16 protein-coding genes are annotated in these 19,492 nt (G+C 72.9%); 4 read left to right on the top strand and 12 right to left on the bottom strand.

What is annotated here, in order from left to right:
• Positions 1 to 46: 46 nt before the first annotated feature.
• The 7 genes from cobT to LIV37_RS10750 form a co-directional block, all read right to left on the bottom strand.
• Positions 47 to 4,324 carry a nicotinate-nucleotide--dimethylbenzimidazole phosphoribosyltransferase gene (cobT, locus tag LIV37_RS10720; RefSeq protein WP_121825611.1) on the bottom strand — a complete coding sequence of 1,426 codons (4,278 nt, stop codon included), beginning with the start codon at positions 4,322 to 4,324 and terminating at the stop codon, positions 47 to 49.
• Positions 4,325 to 4,604: 280 nt separating this feature from the next.
• Positions 4,605 to 5,858 (bottom strand): precorrin-6y C5,15-methyltransferase (decarboxylating) subunit CbiE, encoded by a 1,254-nt coding sequence (gene cbiE / locus LIV37_RS10725; RefSeq protein WP_020867126.1) that lies wholly within the window; start codon positions 5,856 to 5,858, stop codon positions 4,605 to 4,607.
• A 295-nt stretch (positions 5,859 to 6,153) separates the two neighbouring features.
• Positions 6,154 to 6,801 (bottom strand): GNAT family N-acetyltransferase, encoded by a 648-nt coding sequence (locus tag LIV37_RS10730; protein ID WP_020867127.1) that lies wholly within the window; start codon positions 6,799 to 6,801, stop codon positions 6,154 to 6,156.
• A 197-nt stretch (positions 6,802 to 6,998) separates the two neighbouring features.
• Positions 6,999 to 7,823: a MetQ/NlpA family ABC transporter substrate-binding protein gene (locus LIV37_RS10735; RefSeq protein WP_020867128.1), complete on the bottom strand. Its 825-nt coding sequence runs from the start codon at positions 7,821 to 7,823 to the stop codon at positions 6,999 to 7,001.
• Positions 7,824 to 7,913: 90 nt separating this feature from the next.
• Complete coding sequence (locus tag LIV37_RS10740) at positions 7,914 to 8,696, bottom strand: methionine ABC transporter permease (RefSeq protein WP_020867129.1); 783 nt, start codon at positions 8,694 to 8,696, stop codon at positions 7,914 to 7,916.
• Positions 8,693 to 9,748: a methionine ABC transporter ATP-binding protein gene (locus LIV37_RS10745; RefSeq protein WP_121826119.1), complete on the bottom strand. Its 1,056-nt coding sequence runs from the start codon at positions 9,746 to 9,748 to the stop codon at positions 8,693 to 8,695. Before LIV37_RS10745 ends, LIV37_RS10740 begins: the two co-directional genes overlap by 4 nt.
• A gap of 401 nt (positions 9,749 to 10,149) precedes the next feature.
• Positions 10,150 to 10,797, bottom strand: a complete 648-nt coding sequence (locus tag LIV37_RS10750) for an HAD-IA family hydrolase (RefSeq protein ID WP_020867131.1) — start codon at positions 10,795 to 10,797, stop codon at positions 10,150 to 10,152.
• A 148-nt stretch (positions 10,798 to 10,945) separates the two neighbouring features.
• Between LIV37_RS10750 and LIV37_RS10755 the strand changes: the two genes are divergently transcribed.
• Positions 10,946 to 11,314 (top strand): hypothetical protein, encoded by a 369-nt coding sequence (locus tag LIV37_RS10755; RefSeq protein ID WP_020867132.1) that lies wholly within the window; start codon positions 10,946 to 10,948, stop codon positions 11,312 to 11,314.
• Positions 11,315 to 11,330: 16 nt separating this feature from the next.
• Entirely contained in the window at positions 11,331 to 11,807 is a 477-nt protein-coding gene (locus LIV37_RS10760) for a hypothetical protein (protein WP_020867133.1), read from the top strand.
• Positions 11,808 to 12,156: 349 nt separating this feature from the next.
• Here the strand turns inward: LIV37_RS10760 and LIV37_RS10765 are convergent, their stop codons facing one another.
• From LIV37_RS10765 to LIV37_RS10775, 3 genes are all read right to left on the bottom strand, one after another.
• Positions 12,157 to 12,660: a GNAT family N-acetyltransferase gene (locus LIV37_RS10765; protein WP_020867135.1), complete on the bottom strand. Its 504-nt coding sequence runs from the start codon at positions 12,658 to 12,660 to the stop codon at positions 12,157 to 12,159.
• A gap of 124 nt (positions 12,661 to 12,784) precedes the next feature.
• The gene (locus LIV37_RS10770) at positions 12,785 to 13,306 is read right to left on the bottom strand and encodes a sigma-70 RNA polymerase sigma factor region 4 domain-containing protein (protein WP_121825610.1); all 522 of its coding nucleotides are present in this window, start codon (positions 13,304 to 13,306) and stop codon (positions 12,785 to 12,787) included.
• Positions 13,307 to 13,439: 133 nt separating this feature from the next.
• Complete coding sequence (locus LIV37_RS10775; protein ID WP_020867137.1) at positions 13,440 to 14,603, bottom strand: glycerophosphodiester phosphodiesterase; 1,164 nt, start codon at positions 14,601 to 14,603, stop codon at positions 13,440 to 13,442.
• A 263-nt stretch (positions 14,604 to 14,866) separates the two neighbouring features.
• Between LIV37_RS10775 and LIV37_RS10780 the strand changes: the two genes are divergently transcribed.
• Complete coding sequence (locus LIV37_RS10780; protein WP_020867138.1) at positions 14,867 to 15,541, top strand: lysophospholipid acyltransferase family protein; 675 nt, start codon at positions 14,867 to 14,869, stop codon at positions 15,539 to 15,541.
• Positions 15,542 to 15,884: 343 nt separating this feature from the next.
• Positions 15,885 to 16,691: an alpha/beta fold hydrolase gene (locus LIV37_RS10785; RefSeq protein WP_167525914.1), complete on the top strand. Its 807-nt coding sequence runs from the start codon at positions 15,885 to 15,887 to the stop codon at positions 16,689 to 16,691.
• A gap of 279 nt (positions 16,692 to 16,970) precedes the next feature.
• Here LIV37_RS10785 and LIV37_RS10790 read toward each other — a convergent pair whose 3' ends face one another.
• Positions 16,971 to 17,960, bottom strand: coding sequence for an aldo/keto reductase (locus tag LIV37_RS10790; RefSeq protein ID WP_020867140.1), 990 nt, complete (start codon positions 17,958 to 17,960; stop codon positions 16,971 to 16,973).
• Between the two features lie 38 nt (positions 17,961 to 17,998).
• Positions 17,999 to 19,429 carry an argininosuccinate lyase gene (argH, locus tag LIV37_RS10795; protein WP_020867141.1) on the bottom strand — a complete coding sequence of 477 codons (1,431 nt, stop codon included), beginning with the start codon at positions 19,427 to 19,429 and terminating at the stop codon, positions 17,999 to 18,001.
• Positions 19,430 to 19,492: the final 63 nt, after the last annotated feature.

The raw sequence follows: 19,492 nt of genomic DNA on the forward strand, positions 1-19,492 counted from the left end.
TGTGGGGCGGGGCCCCCGCCGACACCCTACGCGGCGGGGGCACGCGTCAGTTCTTCTCCGTGACCCCCGCGGAGTCGAACGTGGCCACCTCGTGCATCGCCCGTGCCGCGCTCTGCACCACCGGGAGGGCGAGCAGCGCCCCGGTGCCCTCGCCGAGCCGCAGATCCAGGTCGACCAGGGGGCGCAGTCCCAGCTTGTTCAGGGCCGCCACATGGCCCGGCTCGGCGCTGCGGTGGCCCGCGATGCAGGCCGCCAGCACCTCGGGGGCGATGGCGCGGGCGACCAGCGCGGCGGCGCCCGCGCTCACCCCGTCCAGGATCACGGGCGTACGCAGCGAGGCGCCGCCCAGCAGCAGCCCGGCGATCGCGGCGTGCTCCAGGCCGCCGATCGCCGACAGGACGCCGATGGGGTCGGCCGGATCGGGCTGGTGCAGTTCGAGACCGCGCCGTACGACATCGATCTTGCGCGCGTGCATCTCGTCGTTGATGCCCGTGCCGCGCCCGGTCACCTCGGCCGGGTCGGCGCCGGTGTAGATGGAGACCAGGGCGGCCGACACGGTGGTGTTGGCGATTCCCATCTCCCCGGTGAGCAGCGCCTTGTTCCCGGCGGCCACCAGGTCACGGGCGGTCTCGATGCCCACCTCGATGGCGCGCAGCACCTCCTCGCGGGTGAGCGCGGGGCCGACGGTGAAGTCTCCGGTGCCCGCCCGCACCTTGCGCGGCAGCAGCCCGGGGGTGCTGGGCAGATCGCTCGCCACGCCGACGTCCACGACGCACACCTCGGCGCCCACCTGACCGGCGAAGGCGTTGCAGACCGCGCCGCCGCCCAGGAAGTTGGCCACCATCTGGCTGGTGACCTCCTGCGGCCAGGCGGTGACGCCCTGTGCGTGCACCCCGTGGTCGCCCGCGAAGATCGCTACGGCCGCGGGCTCCGGGATCGGCGGCGGGCACTGCCGGGACAGCCCGCTCAGCTGGGCGGAGATGATCTCCAGCATGCCGAGCGCGCCGGACGGCTTGGTCATCCGCTTCTGCCGCTCCCACGCCTCGCCGAGCGCCTTGGCGTCCAGCGGGCGGATGCCCCGCAGGGTCTCCTGGAGCAGATTGTGCGGATCCCCGCCGGGCAGGGTGCGGCGGCCGTACGACTCCTCGTGGACCACCCAGGACAGCGGGCGGCGCTTGGACCACCCGGCCTTCATCAGCTCCGGCTCCTCCGGGAACTCGTCGACGTACCCGACGCACAGATACGCCACGACCTCCAGATGCTCGGGCAGCCCGAGCTCCCGCACCATCTCGCGCTCGTCGAAGAAGCTGACCCAGCCGACGCCGAGGCCCTCGGCGCGGGCGGCGAGCCACAGGTTCTCCACCGCGAGCGCGGAGGAGTACGGCGCCATCTGCGGCTGGGTGTGCCGGCCGAGGGTGTGGCGGCCGCCGCGGGTGGGGTCGGCGGTGACGACGATGTTGACCGGGGTCTCGAGGATGGCCTCGATCTTCAGTTCCTTGAACTGCTTGGCCCGGCCCTTGGGGAGGGACTTGGCGTACGCGTCCCGCTGGCGCACGGCCAGCTCGTGCATGGCCCGCCGGGTCTCCTCCGAGCGGATCACGACGAAGTCCCACGGCTGGGAGTGCCCCACGCTGGGCGCGGTGTGCGCGGCCTCGAGGACGCGCAGCAGGACTTCGTGCGGGATGGGGTCGGGCCGGAAGCCGTTACGGATGTCCCGGCGCTCGCGCATCACGCGGTGGACGGCGGCGCGCTCGGCCTCGTCGTACCCCTCGGCGCGGGGGCCGATGGGGATGGGGACCGCCTCGGGCTCGAGCTCCGGCTCCGGCTCGGTTTCCGACTCGGGGTCCGGCTCCGCCGCGGATTCGGGGGCCGTCTCGGGGGTGGTGTCCTCGGGGGCCGTCTCGGGTTCCGATTCCGGCTCGGGCTCCGGCTCGGGGGCGACGGGCTCGGCGTCGGTGGCCTCGGAGGTGCTGGCGTCGGTTGCGCTGACATCGGTTGCGCTGACGTCGGTCTCCGTGGCTTCGGGGTCGGCGGCTTCCGCGTCCGTGGCCTCCGGTTCGGCGGTCTCGGCCTCGGGCCCGGGTTCGGGTTCCATCGCGCTGGCCTCGGGCCCGGCGGCGACCGGGGCGTCGGATTCCGGAGCACCGGCCTCCGGCTCCGTGGCGTCCTGCTCCGTGGCCCGGGTCTCGGGTTCGGTGGCCTCGGGCCCGGTGGCTTCGCCTTCGGGGGCCGCGGCCTCGGATTCGGCGGGCTGGGCCTCCGCCTCCGCTTCAGCCTCCGCCGTGGGCTCGGTGGCCTCCGTACCGGCCTCCGGCTCCGCCCCGGCCGCCGCTTCCGCCTCCGGCTCGGCGGGCGTCGCCTCGGCCTCGGCGGTCTCGGGCGCCTCCGCTTCGGGCGCTTGGCTCGCGGCGGCCTCGGCGTCCGGGGTGTCCGCCGCTTCGCCCTCGGGAGCCTGCTCCTCCGGTGGCGGCTCCTCAGCCACGGCCTCGGGGGCCTCCGACTCGGCGGCGGTCGGCTCGGCCTCCGGTGCGGCCGCCGTCTGCTCAGGCGCCGTCTGCTCAGGCGCCGTCTGCTCAGGCGCCGTCTGCTCAGGCGCCTCGGCCGCCGTCCGCTCCCCGGCGGGCTCCTCCGGCGTCACGGCCTCGGCCTCGGCCTCCGGTGCGGCCTCCGCCTCAGGTGCCCCCTCCGCCTCCGCCTCCGCCTCGGCAGGTGCCTCCTGCTGGGACGACTCGGCGGCGGCCGGTTCCTCGGCGGTGGACTCCTCGGGCTGAGGCGTCTCGTCGGCCACTATCGAGTGACCCGGGTCCACGGCGGTCCGCTCCACCGCTTCGACGGGCTGCTCAGGAAGTTGCTGAGCGGCCTCCTCGGCGGGTGCCTCCGCGGCGGGAGCGGGCGGCACCTCGATCGCGATCGGCTCATGGGCCAGCTGCGCCGGAATCTCCGGCGCGGCCCCCGCGACCGGAGCCGGGGCGGGCTGGGCCCCGGGCAATTCGGTGACCGGCTCGGTCTGGGCCTGCGCCGGGATGTCGACGACCTGCTCCTCGGCCACGGCGGCCTGCGCGGCGGGCTCCACGACGGGCGCCCCGGCCTGGGCCGGGATGGTCGCACCCGTCTGGTGCGGATCCACGGCGGCCGGATCCACATACCCCTGGTCCACATACCCCTGGTCCATCGGGACCGGCTGCGCCTCCGGCGCCACCGCCTCGGGCCCGGCGAACTGCTCGGGAGCGGGCTCCGCTCCGGGCACCTCCGCGATCTGGGGCCCCTCGGCCGGAACCCCCGTCTCCACGGGAACGGCCTGCTGCACCGGCGGCGTGGAGTCCCAGGCGTCCCCCGGCGGCGGGGCGTCGACGAGCTGTGAGAGGTCCGCGAGCTGGGGTCCGGGGAGCTGCCCCGGGTCGTCGGGCTGCGGGGTGAAGTACTGCGGCCCGGCGGCGTACTGGGGCGCGGTGGAGTAGTCCGCCGCCAGCGGCTGCTCGGGCATGACCGGCTGCTGCTCGGGCATGACCGGCTGCTGCTCGGGGACGAGGAACAGCTCAGGCGCCGCGAACGGCTGCTCGGGCATGACGAACTGCTCGGGCCCGGCGAACGGCTGCTCGGCCATCCCGCCCTGCCCGATCATCCCGCCCTGCTCGGGCGCCGGGACGCCCTGCTGCGCCCCCGCCCCGTACTCCGGCTGCGGCTCGGGCAGCACCTCGGGCTGGGACGCGACCTGGTGCGGCACCTGGAGCTGCGGCTCCTGCACGGCCTGCGGGTCCGGGACCTCCGGGACGGCCTGCTGCTCGGGCGGGAACTGCTGCTCCTGCGGCTGGGGCTCCGGCTGGCGTACGGGCGCGGCGTGCCGACCCGCCGCCGGACCCCGGTCGGCGAGCGAACGCACCACGCCGTTGGAGGTGTCGGGCACCGGCGGGCCCATGTGGAGCGGCCGCCGGGCGGGGGCGGCGGGCGCCGCGTAAGCGGCCGGGGCGGGGGCCTGCTGCGGTACGGGCTGCTCCGCCACGGGCAGTGGCTCGGGCATCTGGGCCTCGGCGTACGCGGCGGGGTCGAGCACGCCCGCCTCGTACGCCCCGGTCTGGTACTGGGCCTGCTGCTCGCTCCAGGCGCCCTGGGCGCCCGGCATCAGCAGCAGGTCGTCCTCCTCGCCCGCGTGTTCGGAGCCGTCGGGGAAGGTGTAGGCGGCGCCGGGAGGGACACCGGGCTGCGGCTGTTCGATGTAACCGGCGTCGGCAGGCGGGGCGTGGACATCCGCCGGGTGCGGGTGTCCGAGTCGTCCGCCTGCGTTCTCCGGCAGTCCCTCGCCCGGGACCTGGCCGGTGTCGGTCATGCGTACCCCTCGCCCATCGCTAGTGCTCCTTCCAACCGCCTACCGCCGAGAGCAAGCCCCCTGAGCAAGAACGAGCATGCGCCGTGCGCGGCACGTAGACACGCCCGAGGCTTGCCTACCGCGGCCCCGCCAAGGGAGGGGCACATTCCGGCCTTTGGCCAATAAAGCACCGAACGCCGGGCAGCGGTATAGGCAGTACAACGATCCGCCAGCCTACCCCGGGCGGTGCCCGGAGCAGGTCACCGGGGCGAAGCTCGGGGCGAACGTCACAAGGACAAAATCACTGGTGCGGGCGGTGGCCGCACAGCATGAAGGCGACCGCGCGCTCCCGTTCGGTCCAGCCCCGCGTGTCCAGTTCGACGGATTGCGACAGCACGCATTCGACGGCGTAGCCGCCGTCCTCCAGCGCCGCGCCGATGGCCTCCGCCTCGTCCCGGGTCGCGGCCTGCGTGACGATGCGTTCGGGGCGGCGCGCGGCGCACGCGGCGACCACGGGCGCGCCCCCGCCGCCGATCCGCACCACGTCGGGCTCCGGCAGATCCTCCAGCACCTCGGGGGCGACGCCCTGGACCACCTGGAGCTGTACGGCGAAGCGGCGGGCCAGGGTGGCGGTGCGCTCGCAGGCGTCCGGATCGCGGTCGACGGCGATGACGGCGGCGCCGAACCCGGCGGTCTCGACGGCCGCCGCGCCACTGCCCGCCCCGATGTCCCAGACCAGGTCGCCCAGGCGGGGGCCGACGCGAGCGAGTTGGAGGGCGCGCAACTGCGGGGACTCGCTCTCGCTCAGCGCGGTCCCGTACGCGGGGCCGGGCAGCGCCCAGCCGCGGACGGTGCCCGGGTAGCCGGGCTCGCGTCCGGCGATCCAGCCGCCGCCCTGGAGCGCGCCGCGGCCGGCACCGGCCGACGAACCGCCGCGGACGGGCGCTATGCCGGAGCCCCCGATGACGATGACGACGTTGGGGTCGCGCCAGGCGTGGTCGGCGGCCTTGTCGGAGGTCAGCACGGTGACCTGCTCGCGCTCGGTGCCCAGGGCCTCGCAGATGACGAAGGTGCGGTGCACCGGGCCGAGCAGCAGCGCGAGTTCGGCGGGCCCCGCGCCGGGCGAGGTGAGGACGGCGACCTTGGTGTGGGCGCGGCAGACGTTGACCGCACGGCGCAGATCACGGCTGTGGGCGACGACGACCTGGGCGTCGTCCCAGGGCATCCCGGCCCGCGCGAAGGCGGTGGCGACGGAGGAGACGGCGGGGACGACCTCGACCTCGAGCCCGTGCTCGGGGGCGCGCAGGGCGCGGACGACACCGAAGAAGCCGGGGTCGCCGTCGGCCAGGACCACGGCGGAGCCGCGGTGCTGGGCGATCCTGCGGGCCGCGAGGTCCACGCTGCCGAGCCGGATCCGCTCGGCGCCGGGCGGGACTTCGGGCAGCGCCAGGTGATGGGCGGCGCCGGCCACGAGGGTGGCCGCGCCGAGGGCGGAGTGGGCCGCGTCCGTGAGCGGGGTGCCGTCCCAACCGATCACCGTGACGCGGTCGGCCATCGTCCTTGTCTCCCCTATGTGTGGCGGGTCGGGTCTGTCGGGTGCGTCGCGGTGGGGTGCGGATGCGCCGCGGTGTGGTGCCCGCGGGGCCCACGGGCGGGCCGCGGCCGGTGCGCCGCGGATGCGCGGGTCACGGCCCCGGACGCCGCCGAGGCGCGGGGGCTCGGCGCGGACAGAGAGTACCCCGGCTGGTCCGGACCGCAGGAGCGGGGGCGGGCGCTGGGGTGGTGCGCCGAGGGCGCGGACGGCGCGAATGCGCCGGATGTCCGCCCCGGCCGGGGCGCGGTCGGGGGTGTCAGCCCCAGTCGGAGTAGCTGGGGTAGACGCCGAAGCCGTCGGGCCCGGAGATCCGGTCGGGGGCGCCGTCGAGATCCTCGGCGAGCAGGCTCCAGACGATGAGGTCGGTGCGCAGATCGGTCCAGCCGCCGTCCTCCGTCTGGGTGCGGGCTATCCAGGCGTGGCGCAATACGCCCTCGCTGATGCAGCCGACCTTCTGGGCGACCTGCTGGGCGGCGGTGTTGCCGGCGGCGGTGCGCAGCTCCAGGCGCTCGAACTTCTGGTCCTGGAACAGCCAGCGGGCCACGGCCAGCACCGACTCCGAGGCATAGCCCTCACCGCGCGCCCAGTGGGCGACGATATAGCTGGCCTCGGTGGCCAGCAGCCGCCAGTCGGTATTGCGCAGATGCACGATGCCGACGAGTCGCTGGGTGAGGAATTCGGCGACCGCGAAGACGATTCCGCGGCCGGTGGTCCGTTCCGCCGGGGCGAGCCGCAGCGCCTGGTCGCGGGCGTCGGCGAGGTTGTACGGATAGGGCGCCCGGGTCCAGGCGATGACGCTTTCGTCGTTCATCATGTCCGCGAGCGCGGGTATGTCCGCTTCCTCGAACGGGCGCAGCACCAGCCGTTCCGTGCTGATGGAGATGTCCGGGAAGGTGGATGTCATGCGCCGCTCCGTAACCGGGGTGGTTGGCTGGGCCGTGGAAAGGCCCAGCATGCAGCATCACGCAGGGGAAATGCAGCACGGGGGGTGAATCGGAAGGCTCCGCATCCGGTTGTGGTCCGGATGCGGAGCCTCGGGGGATCCGCCGGCGGGCGGGAAACGTTGGCGAATTCGTTGCGGTGGTGACGGTGTGCCGCGGATCAGAAGGACGGCAGCACGGAGCCCTGGTACTGGTCCTTGATGAACTTCTTCACCTGCGGGGAGGTGAGGAGCTTGGCCAGCTTCTTCACCCGCGGGTCGTCCTCGTTGCCCTTCTTCACGGCCAGGAAGTTGGCGTAAGGGTTGTTCTTGGGCGACTCGAGGATGATGGCGTCCTTGGCGGGCTTGAGGTGCGCCTCGATGGCGTAGTTGCCGTTGACGACCGCGGCGTCCACGTCGTCGAGCGACCGCGGCAGCTGGGCGGCCTCCAGTTCCTTGAACTTCAGGCCCTTGGGGTTGGCGGTGATGTCCTTGGGGGTGGCCTCGTTGCCGACGCCGCTCTTGAGCTTGATGACGCCGCCTGCGTCCAGCAGCTTCAGCGCGCGGGCCTCGTTGACCGTGTCGCTCGGGACGGCCACGGTGGCGCCCTTCTTGAGCTCGTCGGCCTTCTTCACCTTGTGCGAGTAGAGACCGAGCGGTTCGAGGTGCACGGTGACGACGGGCACGATGTCGGTGCCCTTCTTCTTGTTGAAGTCGTCGAGGAACGGCTGGTTCTGGAAGTAGTTGGCACCGACCGAGCCGTCCTGGGTGGAGAGGTTCGGCGTGTTGTAGTCGGTGAACTCCTTCACCTCGAGCTTGAGGCCCGCCTTGTCGGCCAGGTGGTCCTTGACGTAGTTGAGGATCTCCGCGTGCGGGACGGGGCTCGCGGCGACGACCAGCGCGCCGTTCTTGTCGTCCGACGAACCCGGGGCGCCGCACGCGGCGGCACCGAGGGCGAGCGCTCCGGCGGCGAGGACGGTGGTGACGGTCTTTGTGGTGTTACGCACGAAAAGTGCCTTTCTTCGGGGGCGCACGAATCCACCGCGGGTGCGGAAGCGGAATTCGGGCGAGCGGTACGGGGGGGAAGTGGTGGGGGCTCAGGGGACCTTGGTGGGCTCCACGGTCTCGATCTCGGCGGGCGCGGTCCGCTGCTCCGGCACGGGCTTCCCGGCCCGGGACGCGCCGCCGCGCAGCAGCACCAGCCGCGGGGCGGCCGAGGAGCGGCCGCGGTGCGACAGGCCGCGGGCGGCGAGATCGCCCGCGAACTGGATGATGGCGATGACCACCGCGAGGATGGCGACGGTGATCCACATCAGCTTGGTCTCGAACCGCAGGTAGCCGTAGCGGACGGCGAGGTCACCGAGGCCTCCGGCGCCGACCGTGCCGGCCATCGCGGAGTAGCCGATGAGCGCGACGATCGTGGTGGTCGCGCTGGAGATCAGCGACGGCAGCGACTCGGGCAGCAGCACCTTGTGGACGACCGTCCAGGTGGAGCCGCCCATCGACTGGACGGCCTCCACCAGCCCGCCGTCCACCTCGCGCACCGACGTCTCCACGAGCCGGGCGTAGAAGGGGATGGCGCCGATGGCCAGGGGCACGATGGCGGCCTCGGGGCCGATGGTGGTGCCGACGATCGCCCGGGTGAAGGAGATCAGGGCGACCATCAGGATGATGAACGGCATCGAGCGGGCGATGTTGACGACCTGCCCGACGGCCTTGTTCACCACGACGTGTCGGAGCACTCCGCCGCGGTCGGTGAGGACCAGCAGCACGCCGAGCGGCAGTCCCCCGGCGACGGCGATCAGCGCCGACCAGCCGACCATGTAGAGGGTGTCCCAACACGCCTGCTCCAGCAGGGGCTCCATCTCGGACCAGGTCACTTGGCGCCCTCCTTGAGCAGCGGGGTCGGGTTCGCGCGCGGACCGTCGGCGATGGCCGCCACATCGACCTGGAGGCCCTGCTCCCGCAGGAAGCCGATCGGGACGACGTTCTCCTCGAACCGGCCGGGCAGCTCGATCCGCATCCGGCCGACCTGGTGGCCGCCGACGGTGTCCATGGCGGCGCCGAGGATCGAGATGTCGATGTTGTACGTACGGGACAGCTGGGAGATGACCGGCTTGGTGGCCGCCTCGCCCTGGAAGGTGACGTCCACGACCGTGCGGTCCTCGCCCGAGGGCACCCCGCCGACCGGGAAGAGCTCCTGGGCCAGCTCCGAGCCGGGGGTGGCCAGCAGCTCGCTGACCTTGCCGGACTCCACGATCCGCCCGTCGCGCATCAGCGCCGCCGAGTCGCAGATCCTCTTGACGACGTCCATCTCGTGGGTGATGAGCAGCACGGTCAGGCCCAGCTGCTCATTGAGGTCGCGCAGCAGTTGGAGGATCGAGCGGGTGGTCTCGGGGTCCAGCGCGGAGGTCGCCTCGTCCGAGAGCAGCACCTTTGGGTCGCCGGCGAGCGCGCGGGCGATGCCGACGCGCTGCTTCTGGCCGCCGGAGAGCTGTGCGGGGTACGCCTTCGCCTTGTCGGCGAGGCCCACCAGCTCCAGCAGCTCCAGGGCCTTGCGGGTGCGCTCCTTGCCGGAGACGCCGAGGATCTCCAGGGGCAGCTCGACGTTGTCCCGAACGGTGCGCGAGGAGAGCAGGTTGAAGTGCTGGAACACCATGCCGACACGGCTGCGGGCCTGGCGCAGCGCGGAGCCCGCACGGTGGCCGCGCCCGGCCAGTGCGGTGAGGTCCTGGCCGGCCACGGTGACCGTGCCGGAGGTGGGGCGCTCCAGGAGGTTGACACAGCGGATGAGGGTGGACTTCCCGGCGCCGCTCTGGCCGACGACGCCGTACACCTCACCCTCGCGGACATGCAGATCGACGCCGTCGAGGGCGGTTACCTCGCGGCCTCGTGAGCGGTAGACCTTGGTCAGGTCCGTGGTGGTGATCACAGGGTTTCCGTCACTGTTGAGTGCGCGGCGGTTGGTTCCGCCGGGCACGGCTCGTTCATTTCGGAACGCGGCAGGGTGGACCCGAGGGCATGCCCGGTGTGTGGGCGCGGTTCGGGTTCCGGTGACGCGGGGCGGCGCGGTCCGGCGCGATGGACGCACGGATCCGGCTCAGCGGGTCTCGCTTCGGGGCGCGAGGCTCAGCGGGGGCCCTCAGCAGTCACACATTCGACACCGACAACGAGCACCGGGCGTGGGGATCGCCTCGGTCGCAGGGATGCGGCAGCTCGTCGTGGTCATGGCTGCAAGTAAAACAGACACCGGCAGGGACCCATCAAGGGCGTCCGTATAACGGACGGCGTTGCTCGGTCCGTGGACAGTCGGCGGGGTGGCCGGGACCCGGTTCAGACCCGGCAGGTGATCTCCACTCCCCCGTCGGAGACCTGTGCGGACACGGCCGACAGGTCCTCGACCACGACATCGGCGACCAGCTCGGCCCGGTCGGTCGTTGTGGCCAATGCCACGGTCCGCATCCCGGCCGCGCGGCCCGCCGCGAGCCCGGCCGGGGCGTCCTCGAAGACCACACAGCGCGCCGGGTCGACTCCGAGCCGCTCGGCGGCCAGCAGGAACGGCTCGGGGTGGGGCTTGCCGCGGGTGATGTCATCGGCGCTGATCAACGTCCCGGGCCGGATCGCCACCTCCGTCAGACGGGCCTCGGCCAGCCCGCGGTAGGCGGAGGTGACCACGGCCCAGCGCCCGGCGGGCAGCCCCGCCAGCAGCTCGGCGGCGCCGGGGAGCAGCTTCACCCCGCCCGGTACGTCCGCCAGCTCCAGCTCGTCGATCCGCGCCCGGGCCCGCGCGGCGCGGTCGGCGGGGAGCAGGTCGGCGATGATGTCGTCGGCCGGGCGACCGTGCAGCTCGACCCGGGCGAAGTCCTCCGCCGCGATCCCCTGCTCCTCGGCCCACCGGGTCCAGCAGCGATGCACCGAGTCCAGGGAGGAGACGAGGGTTCCGTCGTTGTCGAACAACAGCGCGTCAGCGGAGATCTTCATGAGCCGCAGCGTACGTGGGGGTGGCGGAGGCCCCCGGGCGCGGGGCCGAGCGCAGTGCGGTGGGCCGGGCCGATTACCCTCGTCCCATGCTTGTCACTCCCTGTGTGCGCCGCCGTCGGGTGCGCCGCCGCACCGCGCGGAGGTCCCGTTGATCGACGCGCTGACGGTCGCGCTCGGTGTGACCGCGCTCCTCCTCGCCGCGTGGTGCGGCTTCGCCGCCTACCGGGACCAGCCGACCAAGGACTGGCACTTCATCGGCATGGCCGTGGTGGCCCTGCTGGCGATCGTGCAGCTGGTCATAGGGGTGGTGCGGCTGGCGGGCGGGGCCGACCCCCAGCAAGGTGTGGCCATCTTCGTGGCGTATCTCATCGGCTCGGCGCTCGCGGTGCCGATCGCGGCGTTCATGTCGCTGACGGAGCGGACCCGCTGGGGGTCGGCGACGGTCTCCGCGGCGGCCGTGGTGCTGGCCGTGCTCGAAGTGCGGCTCTACGACATCTGGGGAGGCGTCGGTGGCTGAATCACGGGAGGCGTCGATGACCGAGGACCAGGCGGCCGGGAAAGCAGCCGGGAAGGCGACCGGAAAGGCGGGGAAGGCGGCCGGAGAACCGGAATCCGCCGCGCGCACCGGGCTCGGTCAGGGCCCGGGGCGGCTGCTGGTGATGCTCTACGGGGTGTTCACGGTGGCCGCCGCGTCCCGCTCGGTCTACCAGCTGATCGCGCAGTACCAGGAGGCCCCGCTCGCCTACATCCTCTCGGCGGTCTCCGCCGCGGTGTACGCGTTCATCACGGTCTCGCTGGTGCGCGGCGGCGAGGGCGCCCGTAGGGCGGCGATGGTCTGCTGTGCGCTGGAGCTGCTGGGGGTGCTGACCGTGGGCACCTGGACCCTCGCGGACCCGTCGGCCTTCCCGGACCAGACGGTGTGGTCCGACTACGGGATGGGCTATCTGTTCATCCCGATCTTCCTGCCCGTCACGGGCCTGCTGTGGCTCAGGAAGGCCCGCCGGGGCTGACCCCGGCGGGCCCTGGGCCGCGTCCGCCCGCGGTCTAAGCAGGTCGGAGGAAGTCCGCTATGGTTCGGCAGCGCCCCGAAGGGGCGCGGGGCTGCATCGATATGTGGCTCCGCCACGGGGCGCGACCGGCCACGACGGCGCCGCGGATGACCGACGACGCATCGCGGCACATCCAGCGGAGCGCTTAGAGCCTGTGTCATATCCCCGGTCGGATCAGCGTGCGGCGTCTGGTGCGTGCGATCGCAAGGCGCCGGAGCGCCCTCGTGGCGGAGCCACTTGGGCGTTTCGGCAACGCGGCGAGCGTGCGTGCCAGACGCCGCACGCCCGGCCGGGGATATGACACAGGCTCTTAGGCGCTGGCGGCGTACGCGGTGGCCGTGGCGTCCTTCTCCAGGGTGACCAGGCTCAGCCGGCGGTTGACCTCCTCGGTGCCCACCTGGGCGTAGCCGTAGCGGCGGTACAGCCGCAGGTTGCCCTCGCTGCGGTGGCCGGTGAACAGGCGGTACCGCTTGGCGGCCCGCTCCTCGGAGAGCCGCTCCTCGATCGCCGCGAGCAGCCGTCCGCCCAGGCCGTGCCGCTGCATCCGGGGGTGGACGATCAGCTTGGCGATGGCGGCGGTCCCCTTGTCGTCGACGACCCCGCGGACCGAGCCGACGACCTCCGCGCCGAGCCGGGCGACGAGCACACAGCCCTCGCTCAGTTCGGCGCGCAGGTCGTCGAGCGACTGCGTCAGCGGTTCGATCGAGAAGTCGCCGTAGAGCTCCGCCTCGCCCTGATAACACAGATACTGCAGCTTCAGAATCTGCTCGGCGTCGTCCGCGGTCGCCGCGGAGATGGTCACGCTCATGCCCATGTGCGCATGCCTCCCCTATGTCGTCAGTCCACCGGTCGCGGTGAGGGTTAGGAGTGCGACCGGGGGTTCATGGCCTGGGTGGAGGCGCCGCGTGGTCGGCGTCCGCCTCCGAGGCGCCGGTTGTCTATCGCTCCTTTCCCCACGGTTCAGGAGCCGCAACCTCCGCCGTGAGCATTCTGCGCAGGCAACCCAGACATCGGGAACGTACCGGGCCCAGACTGCCCTGTGACATTCCCAACTGACCGGCCATTTCGCGATACGTGGGATCCGCGCGGGAGAGCATCGCCGCGAGCAGCGCGGGGCAGCGCCCGGGCAGCCGCCGCACCGCCGCGCGCAGCGTCCGGCGGGCCTCCGCGGCCAGCACGGCGTGTTCGGCCGGCCGGGGCTCGGGGCCGCTGGGCGGGCCGCCGGCCACCGGGTCGTACGGCACCTCGCGGCGCGCCCGGCGCCTGGCCCCGCGCACCTCGGCCCGTACGGCGCGGCGCAGCCAGCGGGCGGGGTGGGGCGGCGGTCCGGTGTCCCGGGTGCGCTCCAGCAGCCGCAGCCAGACGGCCTGTTCGAGTTCGGCGGGCTCGACGCCGACGCCGTGTGCCTCGGCCGCCGCCTCGGCGGCCAGCAACGGGCCCAGTTGCTTCACAAGGTCCATGCCGGGCGGGACGAGGTCCGGTCGTGGGGTGGTTGCCGGGTGACCGCGGTCTCACCCGACCGGGGAAGCGGCGGGGCCGCGCCTTGACGCTCGCACGCCCCCGCCGCCGCCTCTCACGGGCGGACCGGGCGGATCACTTGCGGAAGTCCGCCGCCGCGAGCAGCGCGGTGTCCGCGTTGTCGGAGAAGATGCCGTCGATTCCGGTCGCGAAGTATGCCTTGAACGCCCCGAAAGCGTCACCGTAGGCGTTGGGGTCGCTGCCGCGGCGGAAGTCGGCCGGGAGGAAGGTGTTCTCGTTGCGCATGGTGTACGGGTGCAGGATCAGCCCCGCCGCGTGCGCGTCCTTCACCACGCTGGTCGGCGTACCCAGCTTGCCGTCCGGCGTCCGGGGGATGATGACCGACAGATCGGGGCCGATGCCCTGGGCGTAGCTCGCGATCCACTTGAGCCCCTCGGGCTTGACCAGGTCCGCGACCGTCCGCGGGTCGTTCGCCTCGACGAAGTCCCAGGGCCGGCTGTCGATGGTGGACAGCAGCACTACCGACGGGGTGTCCACCAGCTTGCGCAGCCGCTGGATGCTGCTGGGCTCGAAGGACTGGAGGAACAGCGCCGAGTCCTCGCGGTGGCGGCCGTAGCGGCGGAGCAGCTTGGCCACCCGCTCCTCGAGGCCGAGGCCGAGCTTGCGGAAGTAGGTGGGGTGCTTGGTCTCCACGTACAGCCAGATCCGGCGGCCGCGCTCGCGGCCCTCGCGCTCGGCCCACTGGAGCACCTCTTCGAAGGTGGGCACCTCCCAGCGGCCGTCGTAGAGGGTGTTGCGCTGGCGGTTGCCCGGGATGCGCTCCTTGGCGCGCAGCGTCTTCAGCTCGGCGAGGGTGAAGTCCTCGGAGAACCAGCCGGTGAGCTTGGTGCCGTCGACCGTCTTGGTCGTCTTGCGGTCGGCGAACTCCGGGTGGGCGGAGACGTCCGTGGTGGCCGTGATGTCGTTCTCGTGGCGGCAGACCAGATGGCCGTCCTTGGTGGGGACCAGGTCCTGCTCGATGATGTCCGCGCCCAGGTCCAGGGCGAGCTGGTACGAGCCGAAAGTGTGCTCGGGCCGGTAGCCGCTGGCGCCGCGGTGGCCGATCACGGTGGGAACCGGCAGCTCATGGCCCCGGCCGGACGTTCCCGCGGCCGCGCCCGGCGCGGTCCGCGGCTCCGCGGCCGTCGCCGTGCCCGCACCGCTCAGCGCCATCGCTCCCGCACCGAGGGCCGCGGCCCCCAGCAGGGTGCGCCGTCCGGGCTTCTGCTCCCGCTCCATGCAGCACTCCTTGATGTGGTGTTCAACACCTGTCAAATCCCGTCAGAGAACGGCCTGATGGTAGGCGTGGGCGGCTTTCCTACGGGAGACATCGGGCGAAACGCGTGGGGAACGCGGGTCAACACCACGTACCAGGTGGGTGAACCTGGTGTGCGCCGGAGCGCGACCGGCGAGTATCGTCCTCTATCGGCGCTCGGGTGCGGTACGAGGTTGACGGACCGTACACGGTTGCGTCCCAGACCTTGACCCCGACCGGAGGGCCCGTGTCCCGATTCGCGTTTCTGAAGGCAGTACTCGGTCCGCTGATGCGCCTGATGTTCCGCCCACGGGTCGAGGGGGCCGAGGGCATTCCGGGCTCGGGCCCGGTGATCCTCGCCGGGAACCATCTCACCTTCATCGACTCGATGATCCTGCCGCTGGTCTGTGACCGTCAGGTCTTCTTCATCGGCAAGGATGAGTACGTCACGGGCAAGGGCCTCAAGGGCCGGCTGATGGCCTGGTTCTTCACCGGCGTCGGCATGATCCCGGTGGACCGGGACGGCGGCCGCGGCGGCGTGGCGGCGCTGATGACGGGGCGCCGGGTGCTGGAGGAGGGCCGGGTCTTCGGCATCTACCCCGAGGGCACCCGCTCCCCCGACGGCCGCCTCTACCGCGGCCGCACCGGAATCGCCCGCCTCGCGCTGATGACCGGCGCGCCCGTGGTGCCGTTCGCGATGATCGGGACCGATCGGATCCAGCCGGGTGGCAAGGGGCTGCCGCGACCGGGCAAGGTCGAGGTCCGCTTCGGCGAGCCGCTGGAGTTCACCCGCTACGAGGGCATGGACCGCGACCGCTATGTGCTGCGGGCCGTGACCGACGAGGTGATGAGCGAGGTCATGCGGCTGTCGGGGCAGGAGTACGTGGACATCTACGCCACGAAGGCGAAGTCGGCCGCATGACGGCTGACGCCTGATGTCTCGGGCGAACCGCGGTGGTCCGGTGTTCGGATCGCCGCGGTTCTGTGTCCGGGGCGTGGCGGGTTTTATCCGGGCCGTCGCGGCTTTGTGTCCGGGCACGGCGGGTTTTGTCCGGGGCGTGCGGTGGTTTGGTCCGGCGAACCGCTGGGGCTCGGCCGCACGGGCGCGCGGCCGGGCGCCATACGTTCGGGCGCAACCGCCGCCTCGCGGTCCGGCGAGGTGACGCTCCGGCCGGTGTCACGGGTCGCCAGTTTGCGGAAGATCCGATTCCGCTACCCGCTGGTCACCACCGGGCACGGCCACTATGGTGCCGCGGGTGACCACGATGACCGTGCCCTCCCCCGACTTCGTGATGCTGCGCGGTCGGCGGTTCGCCGTGACCGATTTCGGCGGGCCGGGCGACCCGGTCCTGGCCCTGCACGGCCACTTCGGCCGGGGCCGGATGTACGCGCCGCTGGCCGCCGCCCTCGCCCCCGAACGGCGGGTGATCGCCCTCGATCAGCGGGGGCACGGGCTGACCGGCGGCGGTGGCCCCTTCACGCTGGACGAGTACGTGGCCGACGCCGCCGCGCTGCTGCGGGAGCTGGATCTCGGCCCGGTCCCGGTCGTCGCCCACTCCACGGGCGCGGTCGGCGCGTACGCGCTGGCCGCCCGTCATCCGGATCTGGTGAGCGCGCTCGTCGTCGAGGACATCGGCGCGGTGACGGACCGTCCGGTGGTCAGCCATCCGGTGCTGGATGTCTCCGGGTGGCCGACCTGGGCCGTGGACCGGGAGAAGCTGCGCGCCGCCATCGAGTCCCGGGGCATTCCGGACGCCTCGTACTTCCTGGACAGCGCCGAGCCGGACCCGCAATCGGGCGGCTGGCGGCTGCTGTTCGAGCCCAGCCACATGATGGCGTCCCAGCAGGCCATGTGCGGTGACTTCTGGGACGACTGGCTGGGCTCCTCCTGCCCCGCGCTGCTGATGCGCGGCGAACACAGCTCGCTGCTGCCGCCGGGCCACGCCCACGAGATGGCCACCCGCCGCCCCGACACCAAGCTCCGCGAATTCGCCGGGTGCGGTCACTGGATCCATGACGACGCGCCCCGGCCGTACGCCCGCGCGGTCCGTTCGTTCCTGGGCGCGCTGTAGCGGGTGTCCGGCGGGGCTTGGCGCCCGCGGCGGGCTGTTCCCCTCCCCGCCCCTTCCCACAACTGGGGCTCCGCCCCAGACCCCGCTCCTCAATCTCCCCCAGCTACCGCTGGGAGGTGCCCCCTGAGGGGCTGGAAGGCGGGGCTCCGCCCCGTAGCCGCTCCGGGCCGGAAGCGCCCCGAAGGGGCGCGGGGCTGTGTCGATGTGCGGCTCCGCCGCGTGGGCGCGACCAGCCACGACGGCGCCGCGGACGTCGACGGCGTCTCGGGGCCGGAGCGGTCACGCCCAGGGCAGCTCGGAGCGGTGCCGCCAGTAGGTCTGCGGGGTCTCGGCCAGTTGCTCCAGCCGGGCCAGTCCGGACTCGTCCAGGCGGAGGTCGGCGGCGGCCAGGTTGGACCGCAGCTGGTCCTTCGTGGCGGCGCCGGAGAGGACCACCGTCACCCAGGGCCGGTGCAGCACCGCGGCCAGGGCGACCGCGTCCGGAGTGGCGCCCGTCTCCTCGGCCACCTGGCGCAGGGGCTCCGGAAGCCGCTCGGCCGCCTCGGTGAGCCGGCCGTTGGCCACGGCTTCCTTGACGATGACCGCCCGGCCCGCCTCATGGGCCTCGGCCAGCGCCGCCCCGGCCGACGGCTCCAGCAGGTTGTAGGTGGACTGGACGGTACGGAAGAGCGGACGGCCGTCGGCCTCCACGGCCAGCGCGGCACGGATCGCCTCGGCCTGGCGCGGACCGCTGGTGGAGATGCCGACCGTCACGCCCTCCGCGGCGAGCCCGGCCAGCCGCGCGTGCAGTTCGGGGTCGGTGAGGGCGGGGCTGTCGGGGGTCACCGAGTGGATCTGGTAGAGGTCAAGCCGGTCGCCGAGCAGCGCGTCGGTCAGCTCGCGCTGCCGGTCGAAGGTCTCGACGCCATGGTCCTTGACCTCGTGGGTCTCGGCGTCCGTACGCCACTCGGCGACATACGTATAGCCCCACTTGGAGCCGACGACCACGTCCCGGGCGGCGTCCGGGCGGTCCCGCAGCCAGTCGGCGAGGAACTCCTCGGCCCGGCCGTAGGAGCGCGCCGCGTCCAGATAGCGCACCCCGGCGGCGTACCCGGCTTCCAGCAGCTCATGGCTGCGCCGCCGCATCACCTCGACCGGGCGCTCGGCCGGGAGGTCACGGTCCCGGCCGAGGTTGATGTAGGCGGGGCGGCCGACCGCGGCCAGGCCGAGCCCGATCCGGGCCGGCCCCGCCCCGGGGGCCGCGATCTCCACGAGACGTTCGACGCTCATACTCCGTGTCCCCACCTCTCCCTTGCGGTCCGTCGCTGTCAGCGCTTGGCGCCCGCCCACGCGTACTGGGCGGCCAGATCCTCCTTGACCTCCGCGAGCTGGGCCCGCACCGCCACGGGGGCGGTGCCGCCGCGGCCGCCGCGCGCGGCCAGCGCGCCCTGCACATTGAGGACGCCGCGGACCTCCGGCGTCAGATGCGGCGAGATCTTGGCGAACTGCTCGTCGGTGAGCTGGTCGAGCTCGATGCCCGTCCGCTCGCACTCCTTGACGCATTCCCCCGCGACCTCGTGCGCCACCCGGAACGGCACGCCCTGCCGCACCAGCCATTCGGCGATGTCGGTGGCGAGCGAGAACCCGGCCGGGGCCAGTTCCTCCATGCGCTCGCGGTTGACGGTCAGCGTGGCCATCATCCCGGTGAAGGCCGGGAGCAGCACCTCCAGCTGGTCGCAGGAGTCGAAGACCGGCTCCTTGTCCTCCTGGAGGTCGCGGTTGTACGCGAGCGGCAGGGCCTTGAGGGTGGCCAGCAGCCCGGTGAGGTTGCCGATCAGCCGGCCGGACTTGCCGCGCGCGAGCTCCGCGATGTCCGGGTTCTTCTTCTGCGGCATGATCGAGGAGCCGGTGGAGAAGGCGTCGTGGAGGGTCACGAAGGAGAACTCCTTCGTGTTCCAGAGGATGATCTCCTCGGCGATCCGCGACAGATCGACGCCGATCATCGCGGTGATGAACGCGAACTCCGCGACGAAGTCACGGGAGGCCGTGCCGTCGAGCGAGTTGGCGGACGAGCCCCGCTCGAAGCCGAGGTCGGCCGCGACCGCCTGCGGGTCGAGACCCAGCGAGGACCCGGCCAGCGCGCCCGAGCCGTACGGCGAGACGGCGGTGCGCTCGTCCCACTGCCGCAGCCGCTCCGCGTCCCGCGACAGTGCCTGGACATGGGCGAGGACATGGTGGGCGAAGAGCACCGGCTGGGCGTGCTGGAGGTGCGTACGGCCGGGCATCGCGACGTCCGGGTGCGCCTCCGCGAGCCCCACCAGGGCCTGCTGGAGGTCGGCGATCAGCCCGCCGACGATCCGGGCGTGGTCGCGCAGATACATCCGGAAGAGGGTGGCGATCTGGTCGTTGCGGGACCGTCCGGCCCGCAGCTTGCCGCCGAGGTCCGGGCCCAGCCGCTCCAGCAGACCGCGCTCCAGCGCGGTGTGGACGTCCTCGTCGGCGATGGTGCCGGTGAAGTCGCCGGAGGCGACATCGGCCTCCAGCCGGTCCAGGCCCGCCAGCATCCGCTCCAGCTCATCGGCGGTGAGCAGCCCCGCCGTGTGCAGCACCCGGGCGTGGGCGCGGGATCCGGCGATGTCGTACGGCGCCAGGCGCCAGTCGAAGTGCACGGAGGCGCTGAGCTTCTCCAGTGCCTCGGACGGGCCGTCGGCGAAGCGGCCGCCCCAGAGCCGGACGTCACCGCTGTTGCCGTTGCTCACGCTGTTGCTCCTGTCGGCTGCTGTGGGTGTGCGACCGCCTCCCCGCCGCGGGGCGGGGAGGCG

Origin of the sequence: Streptomyces rapamycinicus NRRL 5491 (genome assembly GCF_024298965.1) — a bacterium.
GTDB classification, from domain to species: domain Bacteria; phylum Actinomycetota; class Actinomycetes; order Streptomycetales; family Streptomycetaceae; genus Streptomyces; species Streptomyces rapamycinicus.